This window comes from Denitromonas iodatirespirans (assembly GCF_018524365.1).
Classification (GTDB): domain Bacteria; phylum Pseudomonadota; class Gammaproteobacteria; order Burkholderiales; family Rhodocyclaceae; genus Nitrogeniibacter; species Nitrogeniibacter iodatirespirans.
Window position 1 is genome coordinate 13035 of sequence record NZ_JAEKFT010000042.1, and the last position, 14379, is coordinate 27413.

General features: G+C 66.2%; 10 protein-coding genes and 1 CRISPR repeat array. Of the genes, 7 read left to right on the top strand and 3 right to left on the bottom strand.

The genetic code is table 11. The annotated features are described in order from the left end of the window. The first annotated feature begins 2 nt into the window (after positions 1-2). The 4 genes from cas1c (at position 3) to I8J34_RS22285 (ending at position 8001) form a co-directional block, all read left to right on the top strand. Positions 3-1031, top strand: a complete 1029-nt coding sequence (gene cas1c, locus I8J34_RS22270; RefSeq protein ID WP_214363838.1) for a type I-C CRISPR-associated endonuclease Cas1c — start codon at positions 3-5, stop codon at positions 1029-1031. 3 nt (positions 1032-1034) lie between these two features. Further along, positions 1035-1325, top strand: coding sequence for a CRISPR-associated endonuclease Cas2 (gene cas2, locus I8J34_RS22275; protein WP_214363839.1), 291 nt, complete (start codon positions 1035-1037; stop codon positions 1323-1325). A gap of 187 nt (positions 1326-1512) precedes the next feature. Further along, positions 1513-4854: direct repeats of the CRISPR family, unit length 37 nt; unit sequence GCTTCGCCCCTCGGCAACGAGGGGCGTGGATTGAAAC. Between the two features lie 294 nt (positions 4855-5148). After that, the gene (locus I8J34_RS22280) at positions 5149-6105 is read left to right on the top strand and encodes a TAXI family TRAP transporter solute-binding subunit (protein ID WP_214363840.1); all 957 of its coding nucleotides are present in this window, start codon (positions 5149-5151) and stop codon (positions 6103-6105) included. 90 nt (positions 6106-6195) lie between these two features. After that, positions 6196-8001, top strand: coding sequence for a TRAP transporter permease (locus tag I8J34_RS22285; RefSeq protein ID WP_214363841.1), 1806 nt, complete (start codon positions 6196-6198; stop codon positions 7999-8001). Between the two features lie 6 nt (positions 8002-8007). Here the strand turns inward: I8J34_RS22285 and ccoG are convergent, their stop codons facing one another. From ccoG to I8J34_RS22300, 3 genes are all read right to left on the bottom strand, one after another. Then, a complete protein-coding gene (gene ccoG, locus I8J34_RS22290) occupies positions 8008-9387 on the bottom strand; it encodes a cytochrome c oxidase accessory protein CcoG (protein WP_214363842.1) in 1380 nt (459 codons plus the stop codon). A gap of 177 nt (positions 9388-9564) precedes the next feature. Next, positions 9565-9828, bottom strand: coding sequence for a cytochrome C oxidase subunit IV family protein (locus tag I8J34_RS22295; protein WP_214363843.1), 264 nt, complete (start codon positions 9826-9828; stop codon positions 9565-9567). Positions 9829-9841: 13 nt separating this feature from the next. Beyond that, entirely contained in the window at positions 9842-10438 is a 597-nt protein-coding gene (locus I8J34_RS22300; RefSeq protein ID WP_214363844.1) for a cytochrome c oxidase subunit 3 family protein, read from the bottom strand. A gap of 152 nt (positions 10439-10590) precedes the next feature. On the opposite strand from I8J34_RS22300, the gene I8J34_RS22305 reads away from it, so the two are divergent. Genes I8J34_RS22305 through I8J34_RS22315 form a run of 3 tightly spaced genes read left to right on the top strand, consistent with a single transcriptional unit; the run spans position 10591 to position 14219 of the window. Further along, positions 10591-12009, top strand: a complete 1419-nt coding sequence (locus tag I8J34_RS22305; protein ID WP_214363845.1) for an aminotransferase-like domain-containing protein — start codon at positions 10591-10593, stop codon at positions 12007-12009. A 56-nt stretch (positions 12010-12065) separates the two neighbouring features. Continuing rightward, entirely contained in the window at positions 12066-13295 is a 1230-nt protein-coding gene (locus I8J34_RS22310) for an RtcB family protein (protein ID WP_214363846.1), read from the top strand. 3 nt (positions 13296-13298) lie between these two features. Next, positions 13299-14219 carry a hypothetical protein gene (locus I8J34_RS22315; RefSeq protein WP_214363847.1) on the top strand — a complete coding sequence of 307 codons (921 nt, stop codon included), beginning with the start codon at positions 13299-13301 and terminating at the stop codon, positions 14217-14219. The last annotated feature ends 160 nt before the right edge of the window (positions 14220-14379 follow it).

Sequence of the window (14379 nt, forward strand, 5' to 3'; positions counted from 1 at the left end):
CCATGCAACTGCTCAACACGCTCTACGTCACCACGCCGGACAGCTACCTGCACCTGGACAACGACACCCTGCGCGTCGAAGTCGAACACGACACCCGCCTGCGCGTACCGCTGCACCACCTCGGCGCCATCGTCTGCCTTGGCAACATCCGGCTATCCACGCCCCTCATGCACCGTGTTGCCGACGCCGGCATATCGCTCGTCATGCTCGACGGCAACGGCCGTTTCAAGGCGCGGCTCGAAGGCCCGGTTTCCGGCAACGTGTTGTTGCGCGCTGCCCAGTTCGACAAGGCCCGCGACCCAGCCTTCGCGCTCGCCGTGGCACGCAACTTCGTGGCCGGCAAGATCCGCAACAGCCGCCAGGTGCTGCTGCGTGGTGCGCGCGAAGCCAAGGACGACACTGAGGCCAGCCAGATCACCCGCAGCGCCAAAGACCTGGCCGCCAGCCTGCGCGCACTGCCCACAGCAACCGACCTCGACACCTTGCGCGGCCTCGAAGGCGAAGCCGCGCGGCAATACTTCAGTGCGCTCAACCTGCTACTGCGCAAGAACGTGCGAGACACCTTCCAGATGAACGGCCGCAGCCGCCGCCCACCCCGCGACCGCTTCAACGCCGTGCTCTCCTTCCTCTACAGCATGCTCATGAACGACTGCCGCTCCGCGCTGGAAGCAGCCGGGCTCGACCCGCAAGTCGGCTTTCTCCACGCCCTGCGCCCCGGCCGCGCCGCGCTCGCACTCGACCTGATGGAAGAATTCCGTCATGTCGCCGACCGCCTCGCACTCACCCTCATCAACCGGGGCCAGATCAACGCAGACGATTTTGAGCACCGCGAAGGCGGCGCCGTCATGCTCGAAGGCGATGCCCGCAAGACCGTGGTGGTCGCCTGGCAGGAGCGCAAGCAAGAGCAGATCACCCACGCCCTGCTGGCCCAGCCCGTCGCCCTTGGCCTCATCCCCCTCGTCCAGGCTCGGCTGCTCGCCCGCACCCTGCGCGAAGAAACCCACGACTATCCGCCCTATCTCACGAGGTAAGCCATGCTGGTCATCGCCTGCTACGACATCAACACCGAAACCCGCGCCGGTCGTCGTCGCCTGCGCCGCGTGGCCAAGGTCTGCGAAGGTGTCGGCCAACGAGTCCAGAAATCCGTCTTCGAATTCCAGATCGACCGGATGCAACTCGAGGCCCTCGAACAGCGATTGCTCTCCGAAATCGAACTCGACGAAGACAACCTGCGCCTCTACCGGCTGCCCGACAGCCGCGGCGCCGAAGTGCGAGAACACGGCACCTTCCGCGCCACCGACTTCGAAGGCCCGCTCGTCTTGTAGAATCGACGACGCGCGAACCCCAAGCGATGGAGAAACCGCCATGAGGTTCGCGCGAGCTACAAGGCCCTGATTCGACAACACTTTGATGATTCGCCCACTCGCAATGCCGACCTTCTCGACACTGCCGGAACGAGTTCGCGCAAGTCAGCATTGCAGCGCCATCAAATCAATCGGTTGTAGATGAAGTGCTTCGCCCCTCGGCAACGAGGGGCGTGGATTGAAACAAGGTAAATTGAAGAAGGCCGGGGACACAAGCAGGCTTCGCCCCTCGGCAACGAGGGGCGTGGATTGAAACCCTGCCAAGACCCTGCCGCGGTCATTGCCGCCGCCCGCTTCGCCCCTCGGCAACGAGGGGCGTGGATTGAAACAACGATGATGCGGTCGTTTAACCATTTCAATTGCTGCTTCGCCCCTCGGCAACGAGGGGCGTGGATTGAAACGAGCTTCGGCACCGAGGTATCGACATCCGGCACCGGCTTCGCCCCTCGGCAACGAGGGGCGTGGATTGAAACACGCCGTTAAGGCGGCTGGCATGTCCGACAGGGAGCTTCGCCCCTCGGCAACGAGGGGCGTGGATTGAAACGATTTCTGGGCATGTGCGTTGATGTACGGCGATGAAGCTTCGCCCCTCGGCAACGAGGGGCGTGGATTGAAACTCAGATACCGCCTTGAGGGGGATGTTGTCCCCGAGCTTCGCCCCTCGGCAACGAGGGGCGTGGATTGAAACAGCCGATGGGCGAACCGTTCGCCGATGTTGAAACGCTTCGCCCCTCGGCAACGAGGGGCGTGGATTGAAACCCGATCGTCGACGAATCTCGCCGCAAGATCGGCCGCTTCGCCCCTCGGCAACGAGGGGCGTGGATTGAAACGTAGGTGTCGTAATGTTCACCGTCCGTGTCTTGCGCTTCGCCCCTCGGCAACGAGGGGCGTGGATTGAAACCTTGTCGTCGTACATGACGCGTATCACGGCAATGACAGCTTCGCCCCTCGGCAACGAGGGGCGTGGATTGAAACATCTGCTCTCCCGTATTCGCCAAGGGCTTGCGCCGCTTCGCCCCTCGGCAACGAGGGGCGTGGATTGAAACGACATCATCACCCCCGCACCCGCGGCGGCATACAGCTTCGCCCCTCGGCAACGAGGGGCGTGGATTGAAACATCGCGGCACGTCGAACACGCAAAGCATGTCATTCGCTTCGCCCCTCGGCAACGAGGGGCGTGGATTGAAACATCTGGGACCCGACCGATCGCCCGCTCAACGGCGCTTCGCCCCTCGGCAACGAGGGGCGTGGATTGAAACGCCAACGGCGCGGGACGTTCCGACAACGCTGATCGTGCTTCGCCCCTCGGCAACGAGGGGCGTGGATTGAAACATGTCTGGCGCAACTTATCCTGACGGGACACCCGGCTTCGCCCCTCGGCAACGAGGGGCGTGGATTGAAACCGCCGGGCACTTTGGTGACGTGCTTGGTCCCGGTGCTTCGCCCCTCGGCAACGAGGGGCGTGGATTGAAACCCCAGTCTGTGATCGTGGCGCCAGGCGTCGGCTCCGCTTCGCCCCTCGGCAACGAGGGGCGTGGATTGAAACCCCTTGTGGCGCACTTGCTCGGCATCAACACTGCGCTTCGCCCCTCGGCAACGAGGGGCGTGGATTGAAACAGCCGGCTCAACCCTCAACGCTTCTTTTTGAGCCGCTTCGCCCCTCGGCAACGAGGGGCGTGGATTGAAACTCGTTGACCTCGATAACTGTCTGACCGACGCCGGCCGCTTCGCCCCTCGGCAACGAGGGGCGTGGATTGAAACATCAGCGAAGGCGCACAATATGAAATTAACTGACGCTTCGCCCCTCGGCAACGAGGGGCGTGGATTGAAACCCCATCGACGGTGGGGCAAGCGGTGGAGGTGGTTGCGCGGGCTTCGCCCCTCGGCAACGAGGGGCGTGGATTGAAACGCGGTATCCCAGGCGTAACCCTTCAGGCCGAGGCGGGCTTCGCCCCTCGGCAACGAGGGGCGTGGATTGAAACAAGTTAGCCCGCACGGGCCAGCGCCATCCGTATGGGCTTCGCCCCTCGGCAACGAGGGGCGTGGATTGAAACTCGGCGACGGCGTCAAGAAGCCCCGCGGCCTCCTGGGCTTCGCCCCTCGGCAACGAGGGGCGTGGATTGAAACACCGCCATCCGTACCCACTACGCCGCCGCCACCGACGCTTCGCCCCTCGGCAACGAGGGGCGTGGATTGAAACTGTGTGGGAGATAACGCCGTCAAGGGCACCGACGGGCTTCGCCCCTCGGCAACGAGGGGCGTGGATTGAAACGTCGCTGCATTCGAGATTGCCGGCGACGACGTCGGCTTCGCCCCTCGGCAACGAGGGGCGTGGATTGAAACGATACGACGACTCTTTTTGTCCAAATCGATTTGGGCTTCGCCCCTCGGCAACGAGGGGCGTGGATTGAAACAAGATCAACATCGACGGCGGCGCGGTCGAGGAAGTGCTTCGCCCCTCGGCAACGAGGGGCGTGGATTGAAACTACTTCGGCCTGGCCGTAGTACTGAGGGATGACGCTTCGCCCCTCGGCAACGAGGGGCGTGGATTGAAACTGCAACACCACAGCAGGCGCGGTTTCTGTCACGGTGCTTCGCCCCTCGGCAACGAGGGGCGTGGATTGAAACAGCCAGACGGCAGAGCGCCGGGGCATCTACAACGGCTTCGCCCCTCGGCAACGAGGGGCGTGGATTGAAACGCCTTGAGCACCATCGGCTCGAAGCTAGCTATTGTCCGCTTCGCCCCTCGGCAACGAGGGGCGTGGATTGAAACCGTTTTCTTAAAATTCTGTGCTTGACACAAATTCAGGCTTCGCCCCTCGGCAACGAGGGGCGTGGATTGAAACTGAAGGAGCCGAGGCAATGACCGACCGCGAGAAGAGCTTCGCCCCTCGGCAACGAGGGGCGTGGATTGAAACAACTTGAGCGCGATCTTTTTGCCGTCGAAGCTGTGCTTCGCCCCTCGGCAACGAGGGGCGTGGATTGAAACATCTGGGACCCGACCGATCGCCCGCTCAACGGCGCTTCGCCCCTCGGCAACGAGGGGCGTGGATTGAAACGCCAACGGCGCGGGACGTTCCGACAACGCTGATCGTGCTTCGCCCCTCGGCAACGAGGGGCGTGGATTGAAACTCGCTGGCGGCAATTGCTGCACGTCGGCCGTCATCGCTTCGCCCCTCGGCAACGAGGGGCGTGGATTGAAACCGTTCGACGACGACCCCAGCATCTGGTTTGACGGTGCTTCGCCCCTCGGCAACGAGGGGCGTGGATTGAAACTTGCGCGTCACACCCAGCATGGGCTCATGCTCACCGCTTCGCCCCTCGGCAACGAGGGGCGTGGATTGAAACATCGACCTGCTGCGCAACAAGACCCGCGTCATCGGCTTCGCCCCTCGGCAACGAGGGGCGTGGATTGAAACAACCCGAACGCGGCGCCGCATGACGATTGCCCTGGCTTCGCCCCTCGGCAACGAGGGGCGTGGATTGAAACGATGTCGATGGCGCCCGCCTCAAGGCCCGGCTCGACGCTTCGCCCCTCGGCACCGGGACCGTAGACTGACGTCGTCCCCCATTACCACAGGGCAACCCTACCGCCGGTCGCTTGAGCTTTCACTACCGGCGGGTGTCAATCTCCCCTCTCCGGCACTCTTGTGCCATAGTACTTTCGCTGTATCTGGCAACGATGCCGATACGCTTCACCCATAAAATAAATCAACAAAATCGTCAGGCTGGGGCCTGACCCGCTCGTGCGAGTTCCGGCGGGCGCGAATCGATGGAGATCGCAATGAAGCTTGGACGCTTTGCAACCCTGGGCACGGCGCTGGCGCTGGCTCTGACTTCTTCCCTGGCGGCAGCCGAAACCCGTGTGACGCTAAAGGCGGCCAAGGCGGGGACGTCGTATTACCAGATGGCGGTGCAGATCGGCGAGACGGTGAAGGCGGCCAGTGGTAGCGGCATCATCGTGACCGTGGAGGAGAGCCAGGGCTCGGTGCAGAACGTGATGGAGTCGACCGGGCGCGGCTCGCATTACATGTTCACCTCGCCGCCGGCGCTGGTGGAGAAGGCGGTGGCGGGCGAGAAGCCGTTCGAGCCGGCCGACGAGGCGTTCAAGAAGATCCGCGGCATGTTCCCGATCCCGTCGCTGACCATGCATTACGTGGTGCGCGCCGATGCGGGCATCAACAGTTTTGCCGACCTGGCCGGCAAGCGTTTCGTGACGGGCAAGGGCTCGTTCGGCGCCACCGAGGCGGTCAAGACCTTCAAGCAGCTGGGGCTGGAGGGCAAGGTGGACGTGATCGACATCGAGCTGTCCGGCGCCGGCGCGGCGATGAAGAACCGCCAGGTGGACGGCTTTGCGTCGGCCGGTTCGTGGCCGGCGCCGAACGTGGTGGAGGTGGCAGCCAGCTCGCCGGTGCGCCTGCTGTCGATGACCGAAGAGCAGGTCATGGCGTCGGGCCGCACGCGGCTGGTGATCCCGAAAGGCACGTACCCGGGCGTGGACCACGACGTGGTGACCACCTCGTTGCCGGTGGTCGCCTATGCGCTGTCGGACATGGACGAGGCCACCGCCTATCAGCTCACCCGCGCCTACTGGGAGGGGCTGGCGGCCATGGCCAAGTCGAACCCGTGGTGGAAGAGCATCGATGCCTCGCTGCTCGACAACATCACCGTCAAGCTGCACCCGGGCGCGCTCAAGTACTACCGCGAGGCCGGCATCGCAGTGCCGGAGCACTTGAAGTAAACCGGCACTGAAGCGTGCGCGGCGTCTTCGGACGCCGCGTTGCTTTTTTGGCACCACAGACCCGCGCCGACGCGGGCAACCCGCTCCTCCATGACAGACACCTCGCGCCCCAACCCCGCCCACCCGCTGCTGTCCTTGCACACCGTGATGGTGGTGCTGGCCTTCGCCTCGGTCGGCTATCACCTTTGGCTGGTGATGGCCGGGCTCATTCCGCATCTCATCAGCCGGCCGCTGCACATCATTGCCGCGCTGCCCTTCGTCTTTCTGTTCACCGCCCGGCCGTCCACCGGCTGGCGGCGCGTCGTCGATGTACTGCTGTGCGCCTTCGGGCTGGCGGCCTGCCTTTACGTGCTGGTGCAGCACGACATGCTGGACAACCAATACGGCCGCCTGCGCGGCACCCTGCAGTTCGTGGTGGCCTGGGGGCTGATCTTGCTGGCGCTGGAGATGGCGCGCCGACAGGTGAAGTGGGCCATGCCCGGCACCGCCGCGCTGGCGTTGCTGTATGGGCTGTTTGGCCAGTATCTGCCGGGTGAGCTGGGCCATGCGGGCATTCCGCTGGCGAGCTTTCTGGGCACGCTGACGATCACCGAGGGCGGGCTGTGGGGCAGCCTCACCGGCGTCTCGGCCGAGGTGGTGGCGGTGTTCGTGATTCTCGGCGCGGTGGTCGGCGCCGGCGAGGGCGGGCAGGGCTTCATGGCCGCGTCGATTGCGTTGGCCGGGCGGCTGCGCGCCGGCGCGGCCAAGGTGTCGGTGCTGTCCTCGGCGCTGTTCGGCTCGATCTCCGGCTCGGCCTCGGCCAACGTGGCCTCCACCGGCGCCATCACCCTGCCCACCATGAAGCGCCTCGGCTATCCGCCAGCGCTGGCGGCGGCGGTGGAGGCGGTGGCATCGTCGGGCGGGCAGATCATGCCGCCGGTGATGGGCGCGGGCGCCTTCATCATGGTCGAGCTGCTGCGCACCACCTACAACGAGGTGCTGATGGCGGCGCTGCTGCCGGCGGTGCTGTTTTTCTGGGGCGTGTGGGCCGGCTGCGACTTGTACGGGCGGCGCTACGGGCTGGAGCCGATGCGCCGGGAAGACATCCCGCCCTTTGCGCGCGTGGCGCGGCTGGTGCTGTTCTTCCTGATCCCCTTCGGCCTGTTGCTGGCGATCCTGTTTCTGTCGGGCAACACGCCGCAATACGCCGGCGCGGCGGCCACCGGCGCCAGCGCGGCGCTGCTGCTGTTCGACGCCCGCCTGCGCCCCTCGCTGCGCCGCTGGGGCGCACGGCTGGTCGAGGCTGCGGTGAGCGCGGCGCGGCAGATCGCCACCATCGCCGCCATCATCTTCTGCGCCGGGCTGATCATCGGCGTGCTCAACATCACCGGCCTGGGGGTCAAGATCACCTCGCTGATCCTCGGCCTGTCGGGCGGCAACCTGTGGGGCGCGCTGCTGCTCACCGGGCTGGCCTGCCTGATCCTCGGCATGGAGGTGCCGACCACCGCCGCCTACGTGATCTGCGTGGCGGTGGCCGGCCCGGCGCTGATCGAGATCGGCGTCGAGCCTCTACATGCGCACCTGTTCATCTTCTGGTTCGCGCTGCTATCGACCATCACCCCGCCGGTGTGCGGCGCGGTGTTCATCGCCGCCGGCATGGCCGGCGCGCCGTGGTTGAGCGTGGCCTGGCATGCGATGCGCCTGGGCATCGGGCTGTACATCGTGCCGCTGGCCTTCATTGCCAACCCCGCGCTCACCGCGCTGGGCAGCACGCCATGGCTGGCGCTGGCGGCCTGCGTGAAGATCGGCCTCGGCGTGTGGATGGTCAGCCGCGGCCTCATCCACCGCGAGGCCGGTGCCCTGCGCGGCGCATGGCTGCTGGGCGGGCTGATCGTCATTTTCGCCTTCGGCCTGTGAGCCCGCTCACAGCGGGTTGAAGAACACGCTGGCCGCCTCGGCGCGATCGCCCGAGCCGTCCAGCGCCCGCACCTGCAGCCGCAGCGGCTGCTGGCGGCGCTCACCCGGCGGCGCCGCCACGGTGATCGACACGGTGCTCACCCGGCCGGCCTCGACGGCCTGCACGGCCGGGCCGATCAGCACGCCACCGGGCAGGTCGCGCACCTCGATGGCCACGCTCCGCGCGGTCTCGCGCATGTTCAGCAGGCGCAAGGTGTAGCTGTTCTCGATGCGGCCGTCAGCCGCCTCGCGCGCCAGCGACTGGCGGTCGCGCAGCACGTCGAGTTGCAGCGGCACCCGTGTGGCCAGTTGCCAGGCCATGGCCAGGCTCACCGCCGCCATCACCGCCAGGTAAGCCAGCGCACGCGGCGTGCGCAGGCGCCGGGCGATTTCTCGCCAGTCGCGGTGGGCCGAATGGCCGTCCGACTGCGCCGTCATCATGCGGATCAAGCCGATGGGCGCGCCGACATGGGTCATCACCGTGTCGCAGGCATCGGCGCACAGGCCGCAGTTGATGCACTGGTATTGCAGGCCGTCGCGGATGTCGATGCCGGTCGGGCACACCTGCACGCACTGGTTGCAGGCCACACAGTCGCCGGCCGGGCCGGCCTTGCGCGCCCCGCGGGGCCGGCGCGGTTCGCCGCGCGGGCGGTCGTAGCCGATGGTGAGCGTGTCGGCGTCGAACATCACGCCCTGGAAACGCGCATAGGGGCACATGTGCAGGCACACCATCTCGCGCGCAAAGCCCGCCAGCACGAAGGTGAAGGCCGCATAACCGACGATCCACGTGCCGGCCCACGGCCCCGGCGCGCCCGCCGCCAGGTCGGCCAGCAAGGGCTGCAACGGGGTGAAGTAGCCCGCGAACGTGACGCCGGTCCACCCGGCCACCAGCGCCCACAGCAGCCACTTGCCGCCGCGCCGCGCCAGCTTGGCCGGCCCCCAGGGCATCGCGTCGAGCCGCGCCCGCGCCAGGTGGTCGCCCTCGATGCGCGCCTCGATCCAGCGGAAGATGGCGGCATACACCGTCTGCGGACAGGCAAAGCCGCAGAACACCCGCCCCGCCAGCGCGGTGACGAAGAACAGCGCCGTCGCCGCCAGCACCAGCGTCCAGGCCAGGAGCAGCGCATCCTGCGGCCACAGCACCAGACCGAAGAGGTAGGCCTTGCGCCCGGCGATGTCGAACAGCACCGCCTGCCGGTCGTCCCAGCGCAGCCAGCAGGCGCCGTAGAAGATCGCCTGACTGAGCCACACCATGGCCCAGCGCAGGCGGTTGTAGCGGCCGGCGGTCTCGCGCGGGTGGATCTGTGACGGGCGCTGGCGATGCAGCGTGATGGTGGCGACGGTCATGGTGGTCCTCGGTCGCCCCCGGCGCCACGGCGCGGCGCCGACGGGGTGAGGCGAGTAAACCAGTGCCGCGAATTACGGTACAGTTTCAGAAAACACGATTTTCAGGGGTTACAGATTGCGCCGCGCCGGCCGACACGTAGGGCGGTTTCAACCCGCCAAGGCCGGCTGAAGCCGACCCTACCGGGCGAACACGCTGCCCAGCACGAAGAGCAGCGCCGGCACCAGCACGATGTAGCTGTTCATGAGCCGGCGCAGGCGCGGGAAGCGGCTGTCCAGCCCCATGAAGTGGCGGATCACCAGCGCGCCCTTGACGCCGACGATGGCCAGCGCCACCAGCGCGGTGAGCAGGCCGGGCGCGGCGCCATCGGCCAGCGCGGCGCTGAGCAGGGTCAGCCCCACGAGGAGGAGCCAGATGCGGGTGGCAAAGGTTTCGGCAGACATGATGCGGCCTCCGTCAGCGCAGCACGTACATGAGCGGGAAAATCACGATCCACGCCAGGTCGGTGGCATGCCAGTACAGCGTGGCCGCCTCCACGCCTTCGTGGTCGGCCGGGCTGTAGGCGCCGCCCCAGGTGCGCAGCAGCGCCCAGATCAGCCCGAGGCAGCCCCACACCACATGCACCAGGTGGTTGAGCGTGAGGTAGTAGTACATGGCGATGAAGCTGTTGCCGGTGCCGACCACGCCATGCGCCATATTCCAGTTGAACTCCCAGGCCTTCACCAGCAGGAACACCACGCCCAGGCCCAGCGTGGCCGCCAGCCAGCGCAGGCTGGTGCGCGGCCGGTTGCGGCGGATGGCGATCATGGCGCGCATGGCGCAGTAGCTGCTGGAGAGCATCACCAGGGTGTTGGTGACCCCGGCCGTGGTGTTGAGCAGGCCAGGGCCGCGGTGGAAATCCTCGGGGAAGGTGAGGCGGAAATAGGCATAGGCGAGGAACATCAAGGCGAACTCGGTCAGCTCGCAGAAAATGCCCACCCAGATGCCGCGGTTGCCGGGCACCGCGGCGCGCTCGGGCGGTGACTGGGGAATGGCGTCGAGCGTCAGTTGCATGGCGATGGCCCATCGAAAAGCGCACAGTCTTCATTAGCGCACAGACAGCGCGCCGCGGGCAGGGACAGTTCGGCGGACTGCCCGGCAATACAGAAAATGGGGGTGCGCTTGATGCACATCATGGTGCCGCACGAGGGCACCGGGGAGGACCGATGACCCGCTACCAGCAACTGGCCGACGAGCTCGCCCGGCGCATCGGCGACGGCACGTTGCGCCCCGGCGAGCGCGTGCCCTCGGTGCGCCACGCCTGCCGCAGCCACGAAGCCAGCCCATCCACCGTGCTGCAGGCCTACGCCCTGCTCGAGAGCCGCGGCCTGATCGAGGCGCGCCCGCGCTCGGGCTACTACGTGCGCGCCCGCCTCGGCCAGACGCTGGCCGAGCCGCCGGTCAGCCGGCCGGGCACCGACGCCACCGCGCTGACGGTGAGCGACTTCATCTTCGACATCCTCGACTCCGCCCGCGACCGCGAGGTGGTGCCGCTCGGCTCGGGCTTTCCCAGCCCCGAGCTGTTCCCGCTCGACCGCCTGGCGCGCGCACTGGCCGTCAGCGCGCGGCGGCTCGACCCGTGGCGCAGCGTCACCGATCTGGCGCCGGGCAACGACGAGCTGCGCCGCCAGATCGCGCTGCGCTACCTGTCGGCCGGGGTGTCGCTGTCGCCGGAGGAGATCGTCATCACCTCCGGCGCCATGGAGGCGATCAACCTGTGCCTGCAGGCGGTCACCCGTCCGGGCGACCTGGTGGCCATCGAGTCCCCCGCCTTCTACGGCGGCCTGCAGGCCATCGAGCGGCTCGGCCTGCGCGTGATCGAGATCCCCACCCATCCGCGCGACGGGGTCGACGTGGGCGCGCTGGCCGAGGCGCTGGAGCGCCACCCGATCCGCGCCTGCCTGTTCATGCTCAACCACCAGAACCCGCTCGGCGCCTGCGTGCCCGACGATCGCCGGCGCGAACTGGTGAGCCTGCTGGCGCGCCACGACGTGCCGCTGATCGAAGACGACGTGTACGCCGAGCTGCACTTCGGCGAGCCGCGCCCGCTGCCGGCCAAGTCGCTCGACAGCGCCGGGCAGGTGCTGCATGTGTCGTCCTTCGCCAAATGCCTGGCGCCGGGCTACCGCGTCGGCTGGGTGGCCGCCGGCCGGCATGCGCGCGCGGTGCAGCGGCTCAAGCTGTCGACCAGCCTCGGCACCGCCGTGCCCCTGCAGGCCGCGCTGGCCGACTACCTGCACCACGGCGGCTACGACCACCACCTGCGCCGCCTGCGTCAGGCCCTGGCCAGCCAGACCGCGCGGGCCATTGCCGCCATCGAGCGGCATTTTCCGCCCGGCGTGCAGCTGGCCAGCCCGCGCGGCGGCTACTTCGTGTGGATCGCCCTGCCCCCCGGCGCCGACGCCCTCGCCCTGCACCGCCAGGCGCTGGCGCGCGGCATCAGCATCGCCCCCGGCCCGATCTTTTCGGCCACGCGCGGCTTCAATCGGTGCATCCGCCTCAACACCGGCCACCCGTGGACCGACGCCGCCGAACGCGCCGTGGCCACGCTGGGCGAGATGATCCGCGCCCAGTACGGCGGCTGAACGCCCGCCGCGCCCGCGCCACTAACGTCAACACACGCCCCCACACCGGACTCGCCATGCCCCACCCCGCCGACCACGACACCCTCGCCCTGCCCGGCGCTGCCCCGATCAAGCTGTGGACCCACGGCGTGCCGGTCGAAGAGGCCGCCCGCACGCAGCTCATCCACACCGCCCGCCTGCCCATCATCTACAAGCACCTGGCGGTGATGCCCGATGTGCACCTGGGCAAGGGCTCGACCATCGGCAGCGTGATTCCCACCCTCGGCGCCATCATCCCCGCCGCGGTCGGCGTGGACATCGGCTGCGGCATGATGGCCGTGCGCACCACGCTCGACGCCGCCGACCTGCCCGACAAGCTGCACGGCCTGCGCAGCGCCATCGAAAAAGCCGTGCCCCACGGCCGCGACATGACCCGCGGCAAGCGCGACCACGGCAGCTGGGGCAAACCGCCCGCCAGCGTGGACGCCGCCTGGAAACGCCTGCAACCGGGCTTTCGCCGCCTTGTCGAGCGGGCGCCCCGCCTGGAGAAGACCAACAACCACAGCCACCTCGGCACGCTCGGCACCGGCAACCACTTCATCGAGGTGTGTCTGGATGAGGCCGGCCGCGTGTGGTTCATGCTCCACTCCGGCTCACGCGGCGTCGGCAACGCCATCGGCCGCCACTACATCGAACTGGCGCAGGCCGACATGCGCCAGCACCTGGCCAACCTGCCCGACCGCGATCTGGCCTACTTCACCGAAGGCGCCCAGCACTTCGACGACTATGTCGAAGCCGTCGGCTGGGCGCAGGACTTCGCCCGAACCAACCGCGAACTGATGATGGCCCACCTCATCGACGCCGCCCGCCACGTCATCAAAAAGCCCTTCACCGCCGACCAGCAGGCGGTGAACTGCCACCACAACTACGTGCAAAAAGAGACCCACTTCGGCCGCGAGGTTTTCATCACCCGCAAAGGCGCCGTCTCCGCCCAGGCCGGCCAACTCGGCATCATCCCCGGCTCCATGGGCGCTGCCAGCTACATCGTGCGCGGTAAAGGTAACCCCGAAAGCTTCTGCTCCTGCAGCCACGGCGCAGGGCGCGTGATGAGCCGAACGGCCGCGCGCAAGCAATTCACCGTCGACGATCAAGTGCGCGCGACAGCCGGCGTCGAATGCAGAAAGGATGCGGAAGTGATTGACGAGATCCCGATGGCGTATAAGGATATCGACGCCGTTATGGAAGCGCAGGCAGGGTTGGTGGAGGTGGTGTATCGGTTACGGCAGGTGGTTTGTGTGAAGGGGTGAGAGATGCTTACCGACGAAGAACGACAAGAGAATCTTCAGATTGCTCGTCAGTTGCACGAAGGTGCTTACCAAAAGTTCTGGGATCGGGTTCAGGCAGCGCCCGGAGATCGGTTTGAGTTGTTCGACTATGAACTGGCTCACCAACTCACGGACGCTCCGTGGCGAACGGTCGCGGGGGATCTGGTGGGTCGAGAGTTGTGCGAAGTGACCAACCTAGTGCATCAGTGGACGCTGGAACTCGATCGTTGGGATCTATGGATCGATGTGCTCGGCGAGTATCAAGATGCTCAGGATCGTTGGAACATTCGAGCTGAGTTCATCGAGCCACTTGCCCACCGCTGTTTGCAGGCGCCAAGTCACCTGAAAGACGTGTTGATTGGCGTTGCCACAAACGCTGCGCATCAAGCCAGTCTTGCACTCACTCCGGGATACAAAGATCGGATGCCAAGCGATTCACGTCGCGTCAAAGCGCTTGCGAAAGGGCGTCGAATCTTCCTCAAACGGCATGAAGCCCTCGAGCAACTCGATGAGTTGGCCAAGCCGTGGCCAAGTTTGCATCCGTTTCGAAAGCTCCTCGATTGTCTCGATACGAAAGACTACCGAGAACACACGCACGACTATCGAAATCGCTCAAGCCATGCAATACCGCCAAACTTTGAATTCGGAGAGGTCGGATTCTGGATGCGGTGCGTGGGATTTCGTGAGGAGCGTCTTCGCAATCCGGATGGAACATTGACGATTAAGGAGGATGTCAGCAGATCCTCTGTTTCATATAGTTTTGGGGGTGTCGCGCCGTTGGCGATTGACCTGACGATACAACATTGTCGCGGGCAATATGACGTTGCCAGAAGTACCTATTTGGCGTATCGAGATTTTCTTAAAGAAATACTTAACCAATTGTGGGTGCGCACACAAGCCGGCTAGCGAGCAGCCCGTGTAGGGCGGATAAGCGCAGCGGAGCCTGTCAGAAATTTTGTGTTTGAGGCATACCATGTGAGCAAGGAGCATGTATGCCAAGAAAGACCAGCAAGAAGGGCAGTGGGGCTGCCCTGCCGTCCATTCCGAAAGAGCTGATCGATGGATT

Excerpts from the sequence above, each read along its gene's own strand:
- cas1c (WP_214363838.1), top strand. The coding sequence starts at position 3 with ATGCAACTGCTCAACACGCTCTACGTCACCACGCCGGACAGCTACCTG.
- cas2 (WP_214363839.1), top strand. The coding sequence starts at position 1,035 with ATGCTGGTCATCGCCTGCTACGACATCAACACCGAAACCCGCGCCGGT.
- I8J34_RS22280 (WP_214363840.1), top strand. The coding sequence starts at position 5,149 with ATGAAGCTTGGACGCTTTGCAACCCTGGGCACGGCGCTGGCGCTGGCT.
- I8J34_RS22285 (WP_214363841.1), top strand. The coding sequence starts at position 6,196 with ATGACAGACACCTCGCGCCCCAACCCCGCCCACCCGCTGCTGTCCTTG.
- ccoG (WP_214363842.1), bottom strand. The coding sequence starts at position 9,387 with ATGACCGTCGCCACCATCACGCTGCATCGCCAGCGCCCGTCACAGATC.
- I8J34_RS22295 (WP_214363843.1), bottom strand. The coding sequence starts at position 9,828 with ATGTCTGCCGAAACCTTTGCCACCCGCATCTGGCTCCTCCTCGTGGGG.
- I8J34_RS22300 (WP_214363844.1), bottom strand. The coding sequence starts at position 10,438 with ATGCAACTGACGCTCGACGCCATTCCCCAGTCACCGCCCGAGCGCGCC.
- I8J34_RS22305 (WP_214363845.1), top strand. The coding sequence starts at position 10,591 with ATGACCCGCTACCAGCAACTGGCCGACGAGCTCGCCCGGCGCATCGGC.
- I8J34_RS22310 (WP_214363846.1), top strand. The coding sequence starts at position 12,066 with ATGCCCCACCCCGCCGACCACGACACCCTCGCCCTGCCCGGCGCTGCC.
- I8J34_RS22315 (WP_214363847.1), top strand. The coding sequence starts at position 13,299 with ATGCTTACCGACGAAGAACGACAAGAGAATCTTCAGATTGCTCGTCAG.